This window comes from Micromonospora sp. NBS 11-29 (assembly GCF_002140155.1).
In the GTDB taxonomy this organism is placed as follows: domain Bacteria; phylum Actinomycetota; class Actinomycetes; order Mycobacteriales; family Micromonosporaceae; genus Micromonospora.
On record NZ_NAPR01000002.1, the window covers coordinates 246,035 to 267,181 of the forward strand.

Genomic DNA, 21,147 nt, shown 5'->3' on the forward strand with positions numbered 1-21,147 from the left:
CCGATGCTGCGGGTGATGACCTGGAACATCCGCACCGGCGGGCGGGACCGCGGCGGCACCGACCGCCGGGACCGGATCGTCTCGGTCGTCGCCGCCCAGCGCCCCGACGTGCTGGCCCTGCAGGAGTTGCGCGGGCTCGACGGCACGCTGGGCGGGCTGGCGGAGCGGACGGGGCTGACGGCCTACCTGGCGCGCTCCTGCTTCGGGCAGCCGGTGGCGGTGCTGGTCCGCCCGCCGCTGCGGGTGCTGCGCGCCGGGCGGGTACGCCGGCCGTTCCACCACGCCGCCGCCCGGGTCGAGGTGTCCACCGGGGCGGGGCCGCTCACCGTGTTCAGCACCCACCTGAACCCGTACTCGGGTGGGCGGCGGCGGATGGAGGCGGGCTGGTTGGCGGCGGCGGTACGGCGTACCGGGGGAGACCTGGCGCTGCTCGTCGGGGACCTGAACACGCTGGAGCCGGCCGTCGACCACACCGCCCGCCTCGCCGGGCTCGCCCCCGGATACCGGCGTCGGCACCTGCGCCGCGACGGCCGTACCGTGGACACCCGCGCGGTGGCGCGGCTGCTCGACGCCGGCCTGGTCGACCTCTGGTCGCGCGCGGGCGGTGACGAGCCCGGCGGCCTGACGGTGCCGACCCGGCACGGCGGCGCGGAGTTCGCCGGGATGCGGCTGGACTACCTGCTGGCCACCCCGGCGCTGGCCGACCGGGTCCGGGCGGTCCGGGTGGTGCGCGACGGCGACGCGGACGTCGCCTCGGACCACTACCCGGTCCTGGCCGAGCTGGACCTCCCGCCCGCCTAGACCAGGTCGGACACCACGATCGCGACGAAGATCAGGATGACGGCCTCGCTGATGATCCAGGAGTGCGCGTCGGCCCAGTCGCGGATCTTCGGCAGCAGCCGTTCCGCGCGCGTGCCGAGCAGCACGAGCGCGAGCAGCGGCAGCGCCAGCAGCAGCACGGTCAGCACTCCGAACGGCAGCAGGTGCCACCACGGCTTGTCGTGCCCGGCCAGGCTGCCGGCGACCGAGGCCATGGTGACCTCGTCGCTGGGCATGGCGAGGAAGAGCAGCACGCCCAGGCCGAAGGCGAACGTGGGCTTCGGGTCCTCCAGTTTGCGCATCCAGCCCGGCGGCTGGTTCCGCTTGCGCCTCAGGAACGTGATCACCGCGAGGATCAGCAGCAGCACCAGCACGATCCAGTCGATCAGGTGCCGGCTGCCGCTGTCCTTCGTGCCGCTGCCGGCGGTGTGCCGGACCACCCGGAACACGGCGTACCAGACGGTCAGGGGGATCAGGATGCCCAGCGCGGCACCCGTCAGGAAGGCCACCGAGCTGCGGCGCGGGTCGCGGCTGGCGGCCAGGAAGATCGCGCTGACCAGTTGCGGACCGGCGACCATGACGATGGCCAGCGGCAGCACCGTCAGCAGGTTCATGGCCTCATTCTGTTGCCGCCCGGTGCGGGGCGCGGCCGGTTCTAGAGGATCAGGTTGACCAGCACGGTCAACACCACCGAGGCCACGATCGAGACGAGGATCATCAGCAGGCAGCCGAGGCCACCGCCGGCGGGCCGGATCTCGGTGTTTCCGATGCGCATGGGGTGTCAGCTCCTCAGGGCCGGGGTGAGCAGGTCGTGGACGGCGTCGGCGACCGCGCCGGGTGCGGTGGTCACCACGTTGTGCGCCGCGCCCGGCACGGTCACCGTGCGGGCGTCGGGCACCAGCCGCGCGGCCTCCTGCCGCCAGCCGGCCGGCACGACCGGGTCCCGGGCTCCGGCCAGCACCAGCGTCGGCGCGGTCACCCGGGTCAGGTCCGCCTCGATCGCGTTGCGGACGGAGTGCGACAGCGTGGCGAACACCCGCCACGGGCGCGCGTCGAGGACGTCACGGAGCAGGATCGGCGCCTGCCACGGCGCCTCCCGCAGCGTGTCCACCAGCCACCGGCCGATCTGGCCGCGTCGGGAGCGGGCGGCCGGGTCGCTGGTCGGCCCGGCCAGCACCAGGGCGCGGACCAGGTCGGGGCGGCGGGCGGCGAGCGCCGCGGCCACCTCCGCGCCGAACGAGTGGCCGAGCAGGCAGACCGGACCCAACCGGTACGCGGCCAGCCAGTCGACCAGGAACGCGGCGTGCCCGGCCACGTCGTACGCGGTGCCGGGGCGCTCGGTCAGCCCGAAGCCGGGCAGGTCGGGCACGTACACCGGGTGGCGGGGCGCCAGGCTCGCCGCCAGCGGGGTGAGGTAGCGGTGCGACACGGCCAGGCCGTGCACGAGCACCACCGGCGCTGCGTCCCCGTGCGGGCCGGCGGACCGCCGGGTGTGCGTGCGCAGCCCGGCGACCGGCCGGAAGTCGCTGACCAGGCCGGCCGCCGGGCGGGGCGCGGCGAGCGCCTGGCGCAGCTCGCCCGGCCCGAAACCGGTCACAGCTCGCGCAGCCGGGGCAGCAGCTCCTCCTGGGCCCAGTCGAGGAACATCGGCTGGGTGTCGCCGCCCACCTGGACCAGCGCGACGTGGGTGAAGCCGGCGTCGACGAACTTCTTGAACGCCTCGACGTGCCGGTCGACGTCCGGGCCGCAGGAGATGCCCTCGGCCACGTCCTCCTCGCGGACGAACTGGGTGGCCGCGTCGAACGCCTCCGGGTTCGGCAGGTCGGCGTTGACCTTCCAGCCCAGCCCGAACCAGCGGAACTGGTCGTGCACGATCTTGCGGCACTCGTCCTCGTCCGGGCCGTAGCAGATGGCCACCTGCCCGTAGCGGGGGCGACCCGCGCCGCCGGCCTCCTCGTACATGTCGACCAGGTGCGACAGCGGGTCGGTGGCGATCATCGCGTCGGCGTACTCGGCGGCGAGCGTGGCTGACTGCCGGCCGGACGCGGCCACCGCCATCGGCACCGGACGCTCCGGCCGGTCCCAGAGGTACGCGTCGGGCACGTCGAAGTGGTTGCCGGAGAACGTGAGGGTCTCGCCGTTGAGCAGCGGCCGGATGATCTGGAGCGCCTCCTCGAACATCTCGTGCCGCTGCTGGACGTGCGGCCATCCGCCGACGACGTGCTCGTTAAGGTTCTCGCCGGCGCCGAGGCCGAGCGTGAACCGCCCGTCCGAGAGCACCCCGATGGTGCTGGCCTTCTGCGCCACCACCGCCGGGTGGTAGCGCCGGATCGGGCAGGTGACGAACGACAGCAGCTCGGGCCGGGTGGTGGCATGGGCGACCGCGCCGAGCACCGACCAGGCGTACGGGGAGTGCCCCTGCGACTCCAGCCAGGGGGAGTAGTGGTCGGACATGACCAGGTGGTCGAAGCCGGCGGCCTCGGCGCGTACGGCGTGGTCGACCAGTTCCTTCGGGCCGGCCTGCTCGCACATCAGGGTGTAGCCGACGTTGACCATGGCGCCTCTCCTTCCGGGTGGATCGTCCCCGGATACCCCACCGGGCGCGGGTCAACCCTCGATGTCCACTTCCCCTGGCCGGAACCCTTGACGGTAGAACAGCCGGGTGCCTACAGTCCGGCTTAACCGGTTCATGCCGGGAGGGCGCACCATCCTGTGGTGGGGATGACCGCCCCGGTGGCGGCCCGGTCGACACGGGCCGTCACCGGACTTAACCGGTTGACTGCTCTCGCTCATCGGCCTACGCTGATGCCGGCGTCCGCCGGGAGTCGGGCGGCGACTGTCGGGCCAGTCGCCACCAACCGTCGTCACCATCACCGCACCCCGCTCGGGCACGGGGAAGACCTCCCTTCTGAGGACAGCCATGAAGAAGATCCTTTCCGTCGCGGGCGCCGCCCTGCTGACGGCCCTGACCGCCGTGTTCGCCTTCGGGCAGCCGGCGCAAGCCGCCACCGGTTTCTCCGTCTCGAACGGCCGGCTCTACGACGCCAACGGCACCGAGTTCGTCATGCGCGGGGTCAACCACGCGCACACCTGGTACCCGCAGCAGACCAGTTCGTTCGCCAACATCAAGGCGCTCGGCGCCAACACCGTCCGGGTGGTGCTGGCCACCGGCGACCGCTGGACGAAGAACAGCGCCGCCGACGTGGCAAACGTGATCTCGCTGTGCAAGACCAACCGCCTCATCTGCGTGCTGGAGGCGCACGACACCACCGGGTACGGCGAGGACGGCGCCGCCACCACGCTGGCCAAGGCCACCGACTACTGGCTGAGCATCGCCGACGTGCTCAAGGGCCAGGAGAAGTACGTCATCGTCAACATCGGCAACGAGCCGTTCGGCAACCAGGGCTACAGCGCCTGGACCAACGACACCTCGAACGCGATCAAGCGCCTGCGCGCCGGTGGCCTCACCCACACGATCATGGTGGACGGGCCGAACTGGGGCCAGGACTGGTCCTTCACCATGCGCGACAACGCCGGCACCGTGTTCAACGCCGACCCGCAGCGCAACACCGTCTTCTCCATCCACATGTACGGCGTCTTCGACACCGCCGCGGAGATCACCGACTACCTGGGCCGGTTCCGCACCGCGGGGCTGCCCATCGTGGTCGGCGAGTTCGGCTTCAACCACTCCGACGGCAACCCCGACGAGGACACCATCATGTCCTACGCCCAGACCAACCGGATCGGCTACCTCGGCTGGTCGTGGAGCGGCAACGGCGGCGGCGTGGAATACCTCGACATGACCACCGGCTTCAACCCGGCCCAGCTCACGAGCTGGGGCCAGCGCATCTTCGCCGGGGCCAACGGCATCACCGCCACCTCCCGCGAGGCCTCGGTCTACGCCGGCAGCTCCCCGAGCCCGACGACCAGCCCCACCACCAGCCCGAGCCCGACCACCAGCCCCAGCCCGACCACGCCGCCGACCACCACGCCCCCGCCGGCCGGCGGCTGCACCGCCACCTACACCGTGACCAACTCCTGGCAGGGCGGCTTCCAGGGCGATGTGAAGGTGACCGCCGGTTCCGCCGCGATCACCGGCTGGACGGTGAAGTGGACGTTCGCCAACGGCCAGACCGTCAGCCAGGCGTGGAACGCCACCCTCAGCAACAGCGGGTCGGCGTACACCGCCCGCAACGTCGACTACAACGGCCGCCTCGGCGCCGGCGCCAGCACCAGCTTCGGCTTCATCGGCAACGGCAGCGTCGCCACGCCCGCGGTCACCTGCGCCGCGAGCTGACCACCGGTGGCCGGGTCCGCACGGACCCGGCCACCTCTCTCCGCTCTCTGACACACCCATTGCGTTCCACTCGCGGGCCAGGCGTGCCGGGGGTGGAACGCCATGGGTGTCTCCGACGCCCTGAAACACCCATGGCGTTCCACTCGCGGGCCAGAGGGGGCGTGGGTGGAACGGTATGGGTGTCAGGCGCCCGTCGAGCCGCCCGTGCCCGTCCCGCACACGGCGAAAGAGATCGGCGGCGGGGAGTTTCCGCGCGGGTCCCGCCCGCCGACGTACGACGCATTGCGGCTGAGTACGGGTCGGCCCGGCGCACCGTCGCGCGTGCCGTGGACACCCCAAGGCGCACGGCATCACCGGGGTCGGGAACGTACGTCGCAGAGCCGTAGCCCGGCGCCTGCCGTACGATCTGGCGCGCGGCGGACCGACCGGTCGGCGCGCGATCGTCGGGAGGGGAAGCGATGAGCACGCCGGGAACCAGGGGCCGACCGTCGGGGCTGGTGATCGGTTCGCTCGTGGCGATCTCCTTCGGCACCGTCTTCGTCCTGGTCAACAGCGGCGGTCTGCCCGCGCCGTGGCCGCTGGTGCTGCGGGTGGCGGGCCTGCTGGTGGCGGCGCTGCTCCTGGTCGGTCTCGTCCGGGCGGCCCGCCGGGAAGCGCCCGCCGCCGGGGCGGGGGAGGCGGCGGGGTTCATGGACCGCCGCTACTGGATCGTGGTGGCGCTGGAGGCGGTCGCGCTCTTCGGCGGCCTGGCCGTGATCAACAACGTGCTCGACCGGCCCGCCGTGGCGGTCGCCTGGGTCGCGGTGGTGGTCGGCGTGCACTTCTTCGGCCTGGCCGCGGTGTGGCGGATGCCGCGCTACCACTGGCTCGGCGCGGTGATGACCGCGCTCGGCGTGGCCGGCTTCCTCACCCACGCCTTCGGCGGCGACGCGGCAGCGGTCGGTCTGGTCTCCGGCGTCGGCTGCGGCGCGGCCCTCTTCGCCACGGTCGCCCTGGCCCTGCGCGACGCCACCTCCGCCCACCACCCGACGACGTGACCCCCGCATGACCCTTTGGGTGCGGTTGTCGTCGCCAGGGCAACCACAACCGCACCCAAAGCTCACCCTCAGACGGCGGTGACCTCCAGCAGCAGCGCCTGCTCCGGGTGCAGCGCGGGAAGTTGCAGGCCGACCGAGCCCAGCACCGACCCGGGCAGCGTCACCCCGCCACCCGCGCCCGACCCGGGCAGCGTCACGCCCGCACCCGCGCCCGACCCGGGCAAGGCGCCCGCCAGCCAGCCCGGTGGGGTCAGCTCCAGCGCGGCCGGTTCCGGCAGCCCGGCCGGCGGACCCACCCGGTAGCGCCGCGCCGGGTCCAGCCCCGGCAACCGCACCGCGCCCGGCACCTGCGCCACCGAGGTGGCGATCCGGCTGATCGCGTACACCGCCTGGGATTTGTCGTGGGCGACCACGCCGTGGGCCTGCACGGCCTCATCCGGGTGGTCGACCCGGACCACCCGCCCGCCGTGCAGCAGCGGGCGGAGCCGCTTGTGCAGCGCCACCCAGGCGGCGAGTTCGGCCCGCGTGGTCGCGTCGATGGCGGTGATGTCCCACTCGATGCCGTGGTGGCCGAAGAACGCCGTGATCGCCCGGAAGCCCAGGTCGTGTACGCGGCGCGTGGTGTGCGAGCGCTCCGGGCCGATGTGCGTGCCGATCAGCTCCGGTGGGAGCAGCAGGCCGGTCCAGCGTTGGATGGCGAGGCGTTCCAGCGCGTCGTTGCAGTCGCTGGCCCAGACCCGGTCGGTGCGGCGCAGGATCTCCAGGTCGACCCGGGCGCCGCCGGAGGAGCAGCTCTCGATCTCCAGGCCCGGGTGCCGGGCGCGCAACTCGTCCAGCAGCCGGTAGACCGCCACGGTCTGCGCGTGCACGCCGGGCCGGCCGGCGTGTCCGGCCTCGGTGAGGTCGCGGTTGTGGTCCCACTTCAGGTACGCGATGCCGTCGTGCTCGCGCAGCACCGCGTCGAGCCGGTCGAGCAGGTACGCGTACGCGTCCGGCTGGGCCAGGTCGAGCACCTGCTGGTGCCGCCACGCCGGCGGCAGCCGGCCCGGCGCCTGGAGCACCCAGTCGGGGTGGGTGCGGAACAGGTCGGAGTCGGGGTTGACCATCTCCGGTTCCACCCAGAGCCCGAACTGCATGCCGTGTGCGCGTACGTGGTCGATCAGCGGTTGCAGCCCGCCGGGCCAGACCTGCTCGTCGACCCACCAGTCGCCGAGCCCGGCCAGGTCGTGCCGCCGGCCGCGGAACCAGCCGTCGTCGAGGACGAACCGTTCCACGCCGACCTCGGCGGCGGCGTCGGCGAGCGCCCGCAACCGGTCCAGGTCGTGATCGAAGTAGACCGCCTCCCACACGTTGAGCGTCACCGGGCGCGGTGAGCGTGGATGACTCGGGCGGGCGCGCAGGTGGGTGTGCAGCACGTCGCTGAGCCCGTCCAGCCCGTCGGCCGACCAGGCCGCGTGGAGCAGCGGCGTGGCGTACTCCTCGCCCGGGTCGAGCACGACCTCACCGGGCGCGAGCAGCTCGCCGCCGCCGAGCGTGGCGTCGCCGGTGGGCCGGCGCTCGGCGACGGTGACATGGTCGCCGCTCCACGCGGTGTGCACCGCCCACACCTCGCCGTGCCGGAAGCCGAAGCCGGGCGTGCCGGCGACCAGCAGCAGCGTGGCGTCGTGCCCGGTGCGGCCGTGCCGCCCTTCGCGCACCCATGCGCCCATCGGCCACGGGTGCCGCTGCGGCGCGCGTTCCCGGCACCAGCGGCCGGTCAGGTCGAGCAGTTCGGTGGCGACCGCCGGCACCGGCAGCACCGGCGTCAGTTCCCGCAGCTCGTAGCGGCCGTCGCCGTCGTTGCGCAGCCGGTGCCGCAGCGTCAGCAACCCCCCCGGGTCCAGCGTGATCTCGACCGTCAGGCGCAACCCCGCGCCCGGGTCCGCCGCCCGCACGGTCACCCGCGCGGCCCCGCCCCCGTCGTGGTCCCGCTCCTCATCGGATACGCGCACCGCCTCCCCGCCCCAGGCCACGCGACTCGCGCCACGGCTTCCCGCAGCCTCGTCGTCACCCGGACCGGCCCCGGTCCGGGCGTCGTGTGGGCTGGCCTCGGGTCCGGTCGGCAGGTCGATCACGTCGACGCCGACCAGGCGGAACGCGCTGGACCAGTCCCGGCCCTCGCGGTGGCCGGCAAGCCCGGGCCGGCCGCTCCAGCCCGCGCTCGCCTCGGGCACCAGCGACAGGACGGTGGGCGCGTCGAAGCTGCTCGGCACCACCGGAGGCGTGGCGGCGTCGACCAGCGCGGACAGCTCCTCCGTGGACAGCGGCCCGAGGTCGGCGCCCCAGTGCGCGACCCGGGGCAGCCCCGGGCCGCGCGCGTCGAGCACCAGGCTGGTGGCTGCGCGGCGCAGGTGGACGATCGTCATCCCTTGGAGGCTCCCAGCGTCAGGCCCCGGACAAACTGCTTCTGCAGCAGGAAGAAGACCACCAGGGTGGGTACGGCGACCAGCACCGAGCCGGCCGAGACGAGGTTGTTGTCGGTGAAGAACTCGCCGCGCAGGTTGTTCAGCGAGCTGGTCACCGGGAACTTGTCGCCGGTGCGCATCAGCACGGTGGCCCAGAAGAACTCGTTGTAGATCCAGGTCACCTCCAGCGTCGCCAGCGCGGCCAGGGCCGGGCGGCACAGCGGCATGGTCACCTGCCAGTACTGCCGCCACACGCTCGCCCCGTCGACCATCGCGGCCTCGTACAGCTCGTGCGGCAGGGCCTTCATGTAGTTGCTCAGCACGAAGACGCAGAAGCCGCACTGGAACGCGACGTTGACCAGGATCAGCCCCCAGTAGCTGTCGTAGAGCAGCTCCGAGTCGCTCATCCAGGCCGGCAGCGGGATCTCGGTGAACATCCGGAACAGCGGGATCAGCAGGGACTGCTGGGGCAGCAGGTTCGCCGCGGTGAAGAGGCCGAGAAGCGCGATGTTCAGCTTCCAACTGAACCGGGCGATCACGAACGCCACGCACGAGGCGAGCAGGAGTGTGAGCAGCACCGCCGGGACGGTGATGTAGACCGAGTTGAGGAAGTGCTTGCCGAACTCGGCCGTGCGCCACGCGGTCACGTAGTTGTCGACGGTCCAGCCGCCGAGCGAGACGTAGCCGTTGACGGCGGTGTACTCGTAGGAGCGGAACGAGGTGAGCACCGCCCAGAGGATGGGGAACAGCCAGCCGACGGCGACCGTACCCAGGAAGAGGTGCAGGACCACCCGGGCCGGCCGTAGCGGCCGGCGGCGCCCGGGTGGGACGGCGGTGGTCATCGCTTCTCCTCCCGCATCACGGTCCAGAGGTAGAGGGTGATGAAGACCAGGGATACGGCCAGCATGATCGTCGCCAGGGCCGAGCCGAAGCCGATCCGGCTCGCCTCGCCGACCACGTTCTGGGTGACCAGGGCGGAGATGAGCTCCAACCCGTTACGGCCCTTGTTGATCACCCAGACCAGGTCGAACGCGCGCAGCGACTCGATCACGGTCACCACCAGCACGATGATGTTGATCGGCCGCATCACCGGGAAGACGACCCGGAAGAACGTCCTGGTCTCCGAGGCGCCGTCCACGGCGGCGGCCTCCCGCAGCGACGGGTCGACGCCCTTCAGGCCGGCGAGGTAGAGCAGCATGATGTAGCCGACGTGCCGCCAGCCGGCGGCGACCAGCACCGCCCAGATGTTGACGTTCGGGTCGCCGTACCAGTCGGTGTCGCCGCCGAAGACGCCGTTGAGCAGGCCCTGGTCCCGGCTGTAGATGAGCTGCCAGACGAAGCCGATCAGCGCCAGCGACAGCACCACCGGCAGGTAGAGCGCGGTCTGGTAGATCCGGCTGCCGCGCAGTTCCTTGTCGAGCAGGACGGCGAGGAACATGCCGAACGGTGTCGCCACGACGAACAGCGCGGCCAACCAGAGCAGGTTGTTCTGCACCGCCGGGACAAACGGCGGGTAGTTGGAGACCACGTCGTCGTAGTTCCTCCACCCGACCCAGTCGATCTCGCCGAGCGGGCCGATGCCGTCCCAGTCCGTGCCGGAGAGCAGCACGGTCGCCGCCGCCGGCAGCCAGACCAGGCCGACGACGAGCAGCAGGGGCACCAGCACCATCAGCGTGATCACCACGCGGTCGGTGCGGGACAGGAGCCGCACGATGTCCTCCCGGTGCGCCGTCAGCTGGTGAAGATGGACTTCTTCTGGTTCTCGATGCTGGTGAGCAGCCCGCCGATGTCCTTCGGGTCCTTGATGAACTGCTGGAGCGCCGGGATGATCACGGTGGAGGCGAAGTCCGGCCGGGTGTCCCGGTCGAGGAACTGGGCGATCTCGGTGGCCGAGCCGACCAGTTCGGCGGCCTTCTTCTGCAGGGCGGTGTAGCCGGCGGTGTCCGCGCCGGTGTTGGCGACCAGCGTGCTCGGGTCGTTCTTGACCGTGATGTCCGCGGCCTCCTTCGAGCCCAGGTACGTCAGCAGCTTGGTGGCCGCGTCCTTGGACTTCGGCTTGCGGGCCATCATGTAGCCGTCGATCGGGGCGTCCAGCGCCTTCGCGCCGATCGTGGAGTCGACCTCGGGGAACGTGAAGAAGTCCAGGTCCTCCAGGTCCGCGCCGCTGAACTGCTGGCCGACGAAGAGGCCGAGCAGGTACATGCCGCTCTTCTTCTGCTGCAACGACTGGGCGGCCTCCTGCCAGGTACGGCCCAACGCGTCCGGCTGGTGCAGGGGGAGCAGCCCGGCCCAGGTGTCGAAGACCTTTTTGACCTTGTCGGAGGTCCACGCCTCCTTGCCGGCCATCAGGTCGATGTGGAACTGGTAGCCGTTGATCCGCAGGTTGAGGATGTCGAACGTGCCCATCGCCGGCCAGCCGTCCTTGTCGGCGAAGGCGATCGGGGTCAACCCGTCCTTTTTCATCTGCGCGCCGAGCGCGGTGAACTGGTCCAGCGTCGTCGGCACCTGGTAGCCGCGCTGCTGCCAGACCGACTTGCGGTAGAAGACCGCCCACGGGTAGTACGACGCCGGCACGAAGTACTGCTTGCCGTCGTCGCCGGTGGACGCCTTCTTGAACGCGTCGGAGTAGCCGTCGAGCTTGCCCCACACGTCGCTGAGGTCGCCGGCGAGCCCCTTGGCCGCGAAGAACCGCATCCGGTAGCCGGCGAACCAGGTGAACACGTCGTCCGGCTTGCCCTGGAGATAGTTGTTGATGTTCTCCTGGAACGTGTTGTGGTCGACCGTGTTGATGTCGACGCTGGTCCCGGCGGACGTGGTGAAGCCGGCCGTCACCTTGGCGAGGACGTCCTTCGGCTTCGGGTCCGACTGGTTCGAGCCGAGCGAGACGCGCTTCGCGTCCGAGCCGGAACCGGAGTCGGAGTCGCCGCAGCCGGCGAGCAGGCCGGTGCCGAGCAGCGCGCCCGTGCCGGCCGCGCCGGCGAGCAGCGAGCGCCGGTTCAGGCCGGCGACGGACGGGGGTACGAGCCGGGCGAGGTACTCGGCCTGCGTACGGGGACGGGACATTGTGCCTCCTACATCGAAGAGGTGCGCTGCGAGATTCACCGAGAATCCACAAGTCCGAACAGAAACAGCCGGTGGCGGTTGAAGCTACCCCCTGTTTCGACGCTGTCAAGAGGGTGGATGAATGCCGACATCCCTGCTGTGGCAAGGAAGTGATGGGTAAACGTTGTAACGTCTATCGATGTTCAAAAGTGTTGACTTGGCTGCCGATCCGGGGGCACGCTCTGCTGTCATGCGGAACTGGCACGGCGAGGGCATCTGGTACGGCGCCGACTACAACCCGGAGCAGTGGCCCGAGACGGTGTGGGCGGAGGACGTCGAGCTGATGCGCCGCGCCGGGGTCAACCTCGTCTCGGTCGGCATCTTCTCCTGGGCCCTGCTGGAACCCGCCCCCGGTCGGCACGACTTCGGTTGGCTGGACCGGGTGCTCGACCTGCTGCACGCCGGCGGGATCAGCGTCGACCTGGCCACCGCCACCGCCAGCCCGCCGCCGTGGCTGGCGCACCGGCACCCGGAGACGCTGCCCCGCCGCGCCGACGGCACGGTGCTGTGGCCCGGCGGCCGGCAGGCGTACTGCCCCAGCTCGCCGGTGTTCCGGGAGCGCTCACTCGCGTTGGTCGAGGCGGTCGCCCGCCGGTACGCCGACCACCCGGCCGTCGTGCTCTGGCACGTCTCCAACGAGCTGGGCTGCCACAACGTGCACTGCTACTGCGACGTCAGCGCCGAGGCGTACCGCCGGTGGCTGCGTGAGCGCTACCGCGACCTGGACACGCTCAACACCGCCTGGGGCACCGCGTTCTGGAGCCAGCGCTACCACGACTGGGCCGAGATCAACCCGCCGCGCACCGCGCCGACCTTCGCCAACCCCACCCAGCAGCTCGACTTCCTGCGCTTCTCCTCCGACGAGCAGCGCGCCCAGCTCCGGGCCGAACGGGACCTGCTGAACCGGCTCGTCACCCAGCCGGTCACCACCAACTTCATGATCGGCGCCGGCATCAAACACCTGGACTACCACTCCTGGGCGTCCGACGTGGACGTGGTCGCCAACGACCACTACCTCAACGCCGCCGACCCGCGCCCGCACGTCGACCTGGCGCTCGCCGCCGACCACACCCGCGGCGTGGCCGGCGGCGCGCCGNNCCCCGGCCAGCTCCGCCGCAACAGCCTGGCCCACGTCGCGCGCGGCGCCGACGGGGTGCTCTTCTTCCAGTGGCGGGCCTCCCGGGCCGGCGCGGAGAAGTTCCACTCCGCGCTGGTGCCGCACGCCGGGCCGGACACCAAGGTGTTCCGCGAGGTCTGCCGGCTCGGCGCCGACCTGCGGGCGCTGGCCGAGGTACGCGGCAGCCGCGTCGACGCCGACGTCGCCGTGCTCTTCGACTACGAGGCGTGGTGGGGCGTGGAACTCGACTCCCACCCCAGCGTCGACGTCACCTACACCGACCGGCTGACCGCGCTGCACGCCGCGCTCTGGCGGGCCGGGATCACCGCCGACGTGGTGCACCCGTCGACCGACCTGTCGGGCTACCGGCTCGTCCTGGTGCCCACGCTCTACCTCACCCGTGACGCCGACGCCGCCGCCCTGCGCCGCTTCGTCGAGGCGGGTGGCACCGCCCTGGTCACCTACTTCAGCGGCATCGTCGACGAGCACGACCACATCCGGCTCGGCGGCTACCCGGGCGCGTTCCGCGACCTGCTCGGCGTACGCGTCGAGGAGTTCTTCCCGCTCCGCGCCCGCCAGCGGGTACGCCTCGACGACGGCGCCCGGGCCGACGTGTGGACCGAGTGGCTGCACGCGGAGGGCGCCGAGGTGCTCGCCGCGTACACCGACGGGCCCCTGCCCGGCGTGCCGGCGCTGACCCGGCACGCGGTCGGCGCGGGCGCCGCCTGGTACGTCGGCACCCGGCTCGACGACGCGGCCACCGACCGGCTGGTGGCCCGGCTGCTCGCCGAGGCCGACGTCCGCCCGCCGGTGCCCGCCCCGACCGGGGTGGAGGTGGTCCGTCGCCGCGACGCGGACCGGAGCTGGCTGTTCGTGGTCAACCACACCGAGGCGGACGCCCGGCTGCCGGTCACCGGCGTCGACCTGCTCACCGGCGAGCGGTGCGACGGCGAGCTGGTAGTGCCGGCGGGGGAGGTGGCGGTGGTCCGCGAGGAGGAGGTCGCATGCTCGCCCGACAACGGCAGAGCGCCATCCTGGAACTGATCCGCCAGCGCGGCGGCGTCCGGGTCAGCCACCTGGTGAGCCGCTTCGGCGTGTCGGACATGACGATCCGGCGTGACCTGGAGGTGCTGGCCGAACGCGGGCTGGTCGACAAGGTGCACGGCGGGGCCACCCTGGCCGGTCCCGGCTCGACCGAGGAACCCGGCTTCGCGGCCAAGTCGGCCCGCCAGCGGGCCGAGAAACAGGCCATCGTGGAGCGGGCCGCCGCGCTGGTCGAGCCCGGCATGGCCGTGGCGCTCTCCGCCGGCACCACCACCGCCGCGCTGGCCGCCCGGCTCGCCGGGGTACGCGGACTGACGGTGGTCACCAACTCGATCCCGGTCGCCGACGCGCTCTACCAGAACCCCCGCGCCGACCAGACCGTCGTGCTCACCGGCGGCATCCGTACCCCGTCCGACGCGCTGACCGGCCCGGTCGCCGAGGCGGCCATCGCCGCGCTCAACGTGGACCTGCTCTTCCTCGGCGTGCACGGGATGAGCCAGCGGACCGGCTTCACCACCCCCAACCTGCTGGAGGCGGCGGTGAACCGGCGGTTGATCGGGGCCGCCCGGCGGCTCGTGGTGCTCGCCGACCACACCAAGTGGGAGACCATCGGCATCGCCACCATCGCCCCGCTGGACGAGGCCGACGTGCTGATCACCGACGGCGGCCTGCCCCCGGACGCCCGCCGGCAACTCGCCGAGCAGGTGGGTGAACTGTTCATCGTGGACGAGGGATGAACTTCGGGCGTGCCTCACAGGCACTTCTCAGCGACACCGGTTAGGGTGCCCTGACCAAGCGTCCGACGGTCCATGTCGGAGCGCCGTCCCGCAGGAGTGACCGATGGTCTTCAAGAAGATGTTGAGCGCGTTCGGCGTCGGCGGCCCCAGCGTCGACACGGTGCTGACCAACCCCAACACCCGACCGGGTCTGGCCCTGGACGGGCACGTCAACCTGGTCGGCGGCGACGCCCCGGCGCGGATCGAGCACATCAGCGTCGGCCTGGTCACCCGGGTCGAGATCGAGGGCGGCGACAGCGAGTACGCCGGCATCATGGAGTTCCACCGGATGCCGGTCAGCGGCGCGCTCGAACTGGCCCCGAAGCAGCAGCTCGCCATCCCGTTCCAGATGCCGGTGCCGTGGGAGACCCCGGTCACCGACGTCTACGGCCAGCGGCTGCACGGCATGACCATGGGGCTGCGCACCGAGGTGGCGGTGGCGCGGGCGGTCGACAAGTCCGACCTGGACCAGGTGTCGGTGCACCCGCTGCCGATCCACGAGCGGATCCTCGACGCGTTCCAGACGCTGGGCTTCCGGTTCAAGCACGCCGACCTGGAGCGGGGCCACGTCTACGGCGTACCGCAGACGTTGCCGTTCTACCAGGAGATCGAGTTCTTCGCCGCGCCGCAGTACGCGCAGACGGTCAACGAGGTCGAGCTGACGTTCGTGACCAGCCAGCAGGGCGTCGAGGTGATCCTGGAGTGCGACAAGCGCGGCGGCTTCTTCAGCGCCGGGCAGGACGTCTACGGCCGATACTCCATCCCGCACAGCGACGCCGCCCGTACCGACTGGGCGCAGGTGGTCGACGGCTGGCTGCGGGAGACCACCTCGCGCTACGGCGGCCTGCGGGCCCAGGGCTACGGCGCCCCGCAGGGCCACTACGGCGCCCCCGGCCACTACGGTGCCCCGGGCCACGGCCACCACGGCGGGCGCGGTGTCGGCATGGGCGGCGTGGTGGCGGGCGCCGCGCTGGGCGTCGCCGGTGGCCTGGTCGCCGGCGAGCTGATCGAGGACGCGTTCGAGGGCGACGAGGGCGACTTCGGGGACTTCAGCGACGAGTGACGGCACGCGACGACGCCCCCGGGACGGATCCCGGGGGCGTCGCCGTTCACGTGGCCCGGCGCGTCAGCGCCGGCCTCGACGCTCCTGACCGGAGCGACGCGCGCTGCCTGCCTTGGACAGGCCCCGGCTGATCAGGTACGCGCCGGTCAGCGCGGTCAGATACCACCAGGCCTGATTCGGGTTGTTGATGTTCAGGCCGTTGGCAGTGGTACCCCGCCAGAACGCGGCGATCACGACGACCGCGGCGGCTGCGGCGTACACCCAGAACTCGGTGGTGAGGAACGCCTGCTTCGTCTCGGTACCGGGACTCGGCATCGGCTCCCGGTGACCGTCGTGCATCGACGGCATCGGACGCGTCGGCGACTCCTGCATGTCCGCCCGGTTCTGGACGTCCTGCATGGGCCGGTTGGCCGGCCTGGTGGATGCAGCTTGCGTGCTCATCTGGTCCTCCTCAGGATTTGATGAGTCGTTACCTGCACACCCTCGCCCCGCTGCCGCAGGTCGGCCACGGCACGGTTTCGCGCTCTGTGGCGGGGGCACCCTCCGTCTACCCGGCCCCCGAGACAAGGTAACCGCCGGATCCCGGCCGCATCCGGTCCCCGCCCCAGGCCCCCGGAACCGGACACACGACCCGGTAGCCGACACCCCCGTCGTTCCCGCCCCGGGCCGGTTTCAGCCCTGCGCCGTCGGGCACGCACCCGGGACACCCACATCAGAGCTGCGAGGTGGTTGACGTGCGCGAGGACGACATGCGGCAGGACGCCGCCCGGCGGGCCGAGCAGCGGGTCGCCGGCGGGGTGTACGGCGAGGGCGCGCTCGACGAGGTCACGGTGCCGCATACCGACGTGGAGCGGGTGCGGCAGGAACGGGACCCGGACGACCCGGCGGACGTGCCGGTCGACCCGAACGTGCTGCGCGACGGCGGACCGACCCGGGGCCAGGGCGCGGTGACCACGACCGGCGGTACGGCCGGCCCGGCCAGCGTGCGCCGGGTGGCCCGCCAGCCGGAACAGCACCCCGGCAAGGTGGCGCCGACCACCACCGGCGACGCCACCACCGGCGGGCTGAGCACCCCGGCCGGCGGTTCCACCAGTGACGCCTCGGCGACCGGCGCCCAGGTCGGCAACGTCACCGACGAGGGCGCCGACCCCGGCTGAGTGATGTTAATAGGGGCCCCCGCCTCTACCGAATGCGTTAACCGGGGGCCCCTCCTTACCTCCGGAGGATGCCGAGGCGCTGGGTGGCCCGGGTGAGTGCGACGTACAGGTCGCTGTGCCCACGCGGCGACTCGGCGACGATCCGGTCCGGGTCGACCACCAGCACCGAGTCGAACTCCAGCCCCTTGGCCTGCTCGGTGGTGAGCACCACCACCCGGTTCGCCAGCTCCGGTTGCTCGCCCACGGTCGCCTCGGGCAGCGCCGCGACGACGGCCGCTCCCAGCTCGGTGACCTGTCCGGTCGGCACGATCACGCCGAGCCGGCCGTCGGCCAGTCCGGCCGCCTCGCGGGCGGCCACCTCGACCAGTTCGGCGACGAGCGAGTCCGCCGGCACGGTCCGGTCCCAGGGCGGTACGCCGGTGGCGCGTACGGAGCGGGGTGGGCGCGACGCCGGGTCGATCCGGGCGAGCACGTCGGCGGCCACGGCCATGATCTCGGCCGGGGTGCGGTAGCTGACGGTCAGCTCCTCCAGCCGCCACCGGTCCGCCACGTACGGGCGCAGCGCCTCGCCCCACGACGGGGTGCCGGTCAGCGCGCCGGTCTGCGCCACGTCCCCGACGATCGTCATCGACCGGCTCGGGCAGCGGCGCATCAGCAGCCGCCAGGCCATCGGCGACAGTTCCTGCGCCTCGTCGACGATGACGTGCCCGAACGCCCAGGTCCGGTCCGCGGCGGCACGTTGCGCGGTGGTCAGGTGGTCGGACTCCTCCTGCCGTTCGGAGAGCCGGGCGGCGTCGATCAGGTCGGTCACGCCGAGGATCTCACCGCCGTCGGCCTCGTCCTCGACGTCGATCGAGCGGGAGCCGCGCCAGATCTCCAGCACGCCCTCGGCGTACTCGCGTTCCATCGCCCGGATCCGCTCACGGCGGGCGGCGGCGGCGCGTTCGTCCTCGCCGAGCAGTTCGGCGGCCTCGTCGAGCAGCGGCACGTCGGCCGGCGTCCAGCCGCCCGGCTCCCGGTGCAGCGCGGCCCGTTCGGCGTCGGTGAGCATCGGCGCGGCGGTGGCGATCCGCTCCGGCGAGGCGTACAGGTCGGCGAGCAGACGTTGCGGGGTGAGCACCGGCCACAGCTCGTCCAGCGTGGCCCGGATCTCCGGCTCCTCGTGCAGCTCCCGCCGGATCTCGGCCCGGTCCGCCTCGGAGAGCAGGTTGTCGCCGCCGAGCGGGTCGGCGCCGATCCGCTCGGCGACCTGGTCGGCGAGCGCGTGCACGATCTCGATGTCGAACCGCGCGCGGGCCAGGTTGTGCGGGCGGCCGCTGCGGCGGACCCGGTCGCGGGCCTGACGCACGGTCTCCGGGTCGAGCGTGAGCACCTCCCGCTGGGGCAGCTCGATGGTGATCGGTTCGTCCGGCACCCACTGCCGGTCCCGCACCGCCCCGGCGAGCACCTCGGCCAGCACGGCACGGCCCTTGAGCGCGGCGGTGGCGGCCGGTTCGACGCGCCGGGCGTGCACGCCGGGGAACAGGTCGGCCTGGGTACGCAGCAGCACACCGGTCTCGGCCAGCGCCGGCAGCACCTGGGAGATGTAGCGCAGGAAGGTGGCGTTCGGGCCGACCAGCAGCACGCCCCGGGTGGCGAGCTGCTGGCGGTGGGTGTAGAGCAGGTACGCGGCCCGGTGCAGCGCCACCGCCGTCTTGCCGGTGCCCGGCCNCTGCACCACCATCACGCCCGGCAGGTCGGCGCGGATGATCCGGTCCTGCTCGGCCTGGATCGTCTCGACGATGTCGCGCATCCGCCCGGTGCGCCCGGCGTTGAGCGCGGCCAGCAGCGACGCCTCCCCGGTGACCTCCTCGTGCGCGGTGGGCGAGGCGGCGGTGATGTCGAGCACCTCGTCGTTGAGGCCGGTGACCTTGCGGTCGCGGGTGCGCAGGTGCCGACGTCGGCGTACGCCCTGCGGGTTGGCGGCGGTGGCCAGGTAGAACGCGCGGGCGGCGGGTGCGCGCCAGTCCATCAGCAGCGGGTCGTAGTCGCCGGACGTGTCGAAGATGCCGATCCGGCCGATGTAGCGGGTGGCGCCGTCGTCGCCGTCGAGGCGGCCGAAGCAGAGGCCGGACTCGACCGCGGAGAACTGCTCGACCTGGTCGGCGTACATCGCCACGGTGGTGTCACGCTGCGAGCGTGCCTGTTGGGTGCCGCCGGTGTGGCGCAGTTCCTCGTCGAGCCGGCGGGCGGCCTGTTCACGCAGGCCATCCAGCCGGTCGTAGAGCATCGAGACGTACTCCTGCTCGCGCCCGATCTCGTCGTCCTGGCGCAGGTCACCCGCCACGTCGGAGTGCGTTGACAAGCCGGCTCCTCATTGACTAAAATTGCCGCAAGAATGGCATTCGAATGCCATTCTTTTTTGTGTCTGAACTGAGAAAGATAGCGCGTCGCCCGCCTCCCGACCAAGCCCGGACACGGCTCCCCCCCNGGCCTGGTAGAGCCGCTCCGGCGTGACCAGCCCGGCGACCACCCGCCCGTCGTCGGTCAGCAGCACGCTGAACAGCTTGCCGCTCAACAGCCGGCCGCTGCCCCAGTCGCCGCTGACCTTCGGCAGGTCGCCGAGCACCTTGGCCAGCATGTCCGCGTCCGGCGCGTCCGCGCCGGCCTTCGCACCGCCGGCCTTGGCCGCGTCGCCGAGCGAGGCGACCACCACCGTGGTCCAGCCGGTGCCGACGGTACGCACGTCCGGCCGTGCCGCGTCCGCCCCGCCGGGCTTCGAGCCGGGCGTCTTCCCGGGCGCCCTGCCGGCCGGGCCGGGTCGCGCGTCGGCCGGCGCCTCGGTGACCTTCACGCCCGGCGGCGGGTTGAACCGGAACTGGTCGGCGTCCGGGGTGCGGAAGTCGACCTGGGTGAACGCCACCTCGAACGCCGGCTCGTCCTGGCCGTCGGCGAGGACCTCGAAGCGCAGCGGCACATGCTCCTTGGCGTCCAGCGCGATCCGCACCTGGTGCACCAGCGACGCCTTGTCCCGCGGCGTGAGCACCAGCTCGTACGCGTCCCGCCCGGCCACCGTGGCCGACCGGCCGACGGTCACCGCGGTGGTCGGGTCGATCGCGGCCAGCGCCTGCTGGGCGGCGTCGGCCGGGGTGGCCGGCGCGGACGGCAGCTCCCTGCCGTCGGCCGGCAGCTTCCGGTGGACGGCGGTGTTCTCCCGGCTGTTCCAGGCCCAGACGTCGCGCCCGTCCCGCAGGATGTCCTGCTCGCCGAGCGTGTCGACCAGGGCGATCCGCTGCCGGTCCTCGCCGCCATACCAGACGCGCAGCGTGTGCGTGCCGGCGACCAGACCGGCCAGCCCGTTGCCGGTCGCCTTGCCGGCCAGCGCGGCGATCGGCGGCAGGCCGAGGTCGGCGCGCTGCACCACGGTGCCGGAGAGCCCGTCCAGGCGGGACGTACGCAGGTCTTCCAGGAGCTGGGCGGCGCTGCGCGGCGGCAGCGCCGGGTCGGCGGCGGCGAACGTGCCGACGGCGGCACCGCCCCCGATCACGGCGACCCCCGCGGTCACCGGGACCAGCCAGCGCAGCACGGCGCGGTTCTTCATCACGGACATAGTGTGCACCTCCTGCGCTCCATGCTGCGCGATCGTCGCTGTGACGACGCTGAGGAGATCCCCTACGGGTGACCCGGTGGTGGCACCCTGGACCGGTGCGGTTGCTGGTGGTGGAGGACGAGACGCGGCTCGCCGCGGCGCTGCGGCGGGGCCTGTCGGCGGAGGGTTTCGTGGTGGACGTGGCGGCCACCGGCCCGGCCGGGCTGGAGGCGGCCCGGCACGGCGACTACGACGCCATGGTCCTGGACGTGATGCTGCCCGGCCTCTCCGGTTACGAGGTGGTACGCCGGCTGCGCGCCGAGCAGCGCTGGCTGCCGGTNNGCGCCGACGACTACCTCACCAAACCCTTCTCGTACGTGGTGCTGCTGGCCCGGCTGCGGGCGCTGCTGCGTCGGGGCGCACCCCGGCGGCCGACCGTGCTCACGGTCGGTGACCTGCGGCTGGATCCGGCCCGGCGACGGGTCACCCGGGCCGACGCCGAGGTGGTGCTGACCAGCCGGGAGTACGCGCTGCTCGACTACCTGATGCGCCGCCCCGGCGAGGTGGTGTCGAAGACCGAGCTGCTGGACCACGTCTGGGACGCCTCGGTGGACACCGCCCCGAACGCGGTGGAGGTCTACGTCGGATACCTGCGCCGCAAGATCGGCCGGGAGCGGTTGGAGACGATCCGGGGCGCCGGCTACCGGCTGGCCACGTGACCCG

17 protein-coding genes and 1 pseudogene are annotated in these 21,147 nt (G+C 72.4%); 8 read left to right on the forward strand and 10 right to left on the reverse strand.

Features of this window, described 5'->3' with window-relative positions:
* Positions 1-3: 3 nt before the first annotated feature.
* On the forward strand, positions 4-801 hold the full coding sequence (locus B1205_RS01120) for an endonuclease/exonuclease/phosphatase family protein (protein ID WP_089153896.1): 798 nt from the start codon (positions 4-6) through the stop codon (positions 799-801).
* On the opposite strand, the gene B1205_RS01125 is transcribed toward B1205_RS01120, so the two are convergent.
* From B1205_RS01125 to B1205_RS01135, 3 genes are all read right to left on the reverse strand, one after another.
* The gene (locus B1205_RS01125) at positions 798-1,433 is read right to left on the reverse strand and encodes a GAP family protein (protein WP_089153897.1); all 636 of its coding nucleotides are present in this window, start codon (positions 1,431-1,433) and stop codon (positions 798-800) included. The two genes, B1205_RS01120 and B1205_RS01125, sit on opposite strands and share 4 nt — an antisense overlap.
* Positions 1,434-1,600: 167 nt before the next feature.
* Positions 1,601-2,416: an alpha/beta fold hydrolase gene (locus B1205_RS01130; protein ID WP_089153898.1), complete on the reverse strand. Its 816-nt coding sequence runs from the start codon at positions 2,414-2,416 to the stop codon at positions 1,601-1,603.
* Positions 2,413-3,375 carry a TIGR03557 family F420-dependent LLM class oxidoreductase gene (locus B1205_RS01135; RefSeq protein WP_089153899.1) on the reverse strand — a complete coding sequence of 321 codons (963 nt, stop codon included), beginning with the start codon at positions 3,373-3,375 and terminating at the stop codon, positions 2,413-2,415. The genes B1205_RS01130 and B1205_RS01135 overlap by 4 nt, the downstream gene beginning before the upstream one ends.
* Positions 3,376-3,739: 364 nt before the next feature.
* Between B1205_RS01135 and B1205_RS01140 the strand changes: the two genes are divergently transcribed.
* Together B1205_RS01140 and B1205_RS01145 are read left to right on the forward strand one after the other, a co-directional pair.
* Positions 3,740-5,116 carry a cellulase family glycosylhydrolase gene (locus B1205_RS01140; protein ID WP_089153900.1) on the forward strand — a complete coding sequence of 459 codons (1,377 nt, stop codon included), beginning with the start codon at positions 3,740-3,742 and terminating at the stop codon, positions 5,114-5,116.
* Positions 5,117-5,613: 497 nt separating this feature from the next.
* Complete coding sequence (locus B1205_RS01145) at positions 5,614-6,153, forward strand: hypothetical protein (protein ID WP_254909615.1); 540 nt, start codon at positions 5,614-5,616, stop codon at positions 6,151-6,153.
* Between the two features lie 68 nt (positions 6,154-6,221).
* Here B1205_RS01145 and B1205_RS01150 read toward each other — a convergent pair whose 3' ends face one another.
* Genes B1205_RS01150 through B1205_RS01165 form a run of 4 tightly spaced genes read right to left on the reverse strand, consistent with a single transcriptional unit; the run spans position 6,222 to position 11,660 of the window.
* Positions 6,222-8,558, reverse strand: a complete 2,337-nt coding sequence (locus B1205_RS01150) for an alpha-galactosidase (protein ID WP_089153902.1) — start codon at positions 8,556-8,558, stop codon at positions 6,222-6,224.
* Positions 8,555-9,439: a carbohydrate ABC transporter permease gene (locus tag B1205_RS01155; RefSeq protein WP_089153903.1), complete on the reverse strand. Its 885-nt coding sequence runs from the start codon at positions 9,437-9,439 to the stop codon at positions 8,555-8,557. Before B1205_RS01155 ends, B1205_RS01150 begins: the two co-directional genes overlap by 4 nt.
* Positions 9,436-10,308, reverse strand: coding sequence for a carbohydrate ABC transporter permease (locus B1205_RS01160; RefSeq protein WP_254909616.1), 873 nt, complete (start codon positions 10,306-10,308; stop codon positions 9,436-9,438). Before B1205_RS01160 ends, B1205_RS01155 begins: the two co-directional genes overlap by 4 nt.
* 20 nt (positions 10,309-10,328) lie before the next feature.
* Positions 10,329-11,660: an ABC transporter substrate-binding protein gene (locus B1205_RS01165; RefSeq protein ID WP_089153904.1), complete on the reverse strand. Its 1,332-nt coding sequence runs from the start codon at positions 11,658-11,660 to the stop codon at positions 10,329-10,331.
* A gap of 229 nt (positions 11,661-11,889) precedes the next feature.
* On the opposite strand from B1205_RS01165, the gene B1205_RS01170 reads away from it, so the two are divergent.
* The 3 genes from B1205_RS01170 (at position 11,890) to B1205_RS01180 (ending at position 15,699) form a co-directional block, all read left to right on the forward strand.
* Entirely contained in the window at positions 11,890-13,860 is a 1,971-nt protein-coding gene (locus B1205_RS01170; RefSeq protein WP_089153905.1) for a beta-galactosidase, read from the forward strand.
* The gene (locus B1205_RS01175) at positions 13,821-14,597 is read left to right on the forward strand and encodes a DeoR/GlpR family DNA-binding transcription regulator (protein WP_089153906.1); all 777 of its coding nucleotides are present in this window, start codon (positions 13,821-13,823) and stop codon (positions 14,595-14,597) included. Before B1205_RS01170 ends, B1205_RS01175 begins: the two co-directional genes overlap by 40 nt.
* 103 nt (positions 14,598-14,700) lie before the next feature.
* The gene (locus B1205_RS01180) at positions 14,701-15,699 is read left to right on the forward strand and encodes a sporulation protein (RefSeq protein WP_089153907.1); all 999 of its coding nucleotides are present in this window, start codon (positions 14,701-14,703) and stop codon (positions 15,697-15,699) included.
* Between the two features lie 63 nt (positions 15,700-15,762).
* Here B1205_RS01180 and B1205_RS01185 read toward each other — a convergent pair whose 3' ends face one another.
* On the reverse strand, positions 15,763-16,140 hold the full coding sequence (locus tag B1205_RS01185) for a hypothetical protein (RefSeq protein WP_089153908.1): 378 nt from the start codon (positions 16,138-16,140) through the stop codon (positions 15,763-15,765).
* A gap of 293 nt (positions 16,141-16,433) precedes the next feature.
* On the opposite strand from B1205_RS01185, the gene B1205_RS01195 reads away from it, so the two are divergent.
* Positions 16,434-16,856 carry a hypothetical protein gene (locus B1205_RS01195; protein WP_176308369.1) on the forward strand — a complete coding sequence of 141 codons (423 nt, stop codon included), beginning with the start codon at positions 16,434-16,436 and terminating at the stop codon, positions 16,854-16,856.
* Positions 16,857-16,911: 55 nt separating this feature from the next.
* On the opposite strand, the gene B1205_RS01200 is transcribed toward B1205_RS01195, so the two are convergent.
* Complete coding sequence (locus B1205_RS01200; RefSeq protein ID WP_254909623.1) at positions 16,912-19,125, reverse strand: HelD family protein; 2,214 nt, start codon at positions 19,123-19,125, stop codon at positions 16,912-16,914.
* A gap of 192 nt (positions 19,126-19,317) precedes the next feature.
* A pseudogene (locus B1205_RS01205) lies at positions 19,318-20,445 on the reverse strand (LolA family protein); the annotation flags it as partial.
* Positions 20,446-20,540: 95 nt separating this feature from the next.
* Between B1205_RS01205 and B1205_RS01210 the strand changes: the two are divergent.
* A complete protein-coding gene (locus B1205_RS01210; RefSeq protein ID WP_089153911.1) occupies positions 20,541-21,143 on the forward strand; it encodes a response regulator transcription factor in 603 nt (200 codons plus the stop codon).
* Positions 21,144-21,147 lie beyond the last annotated feature (4 nt).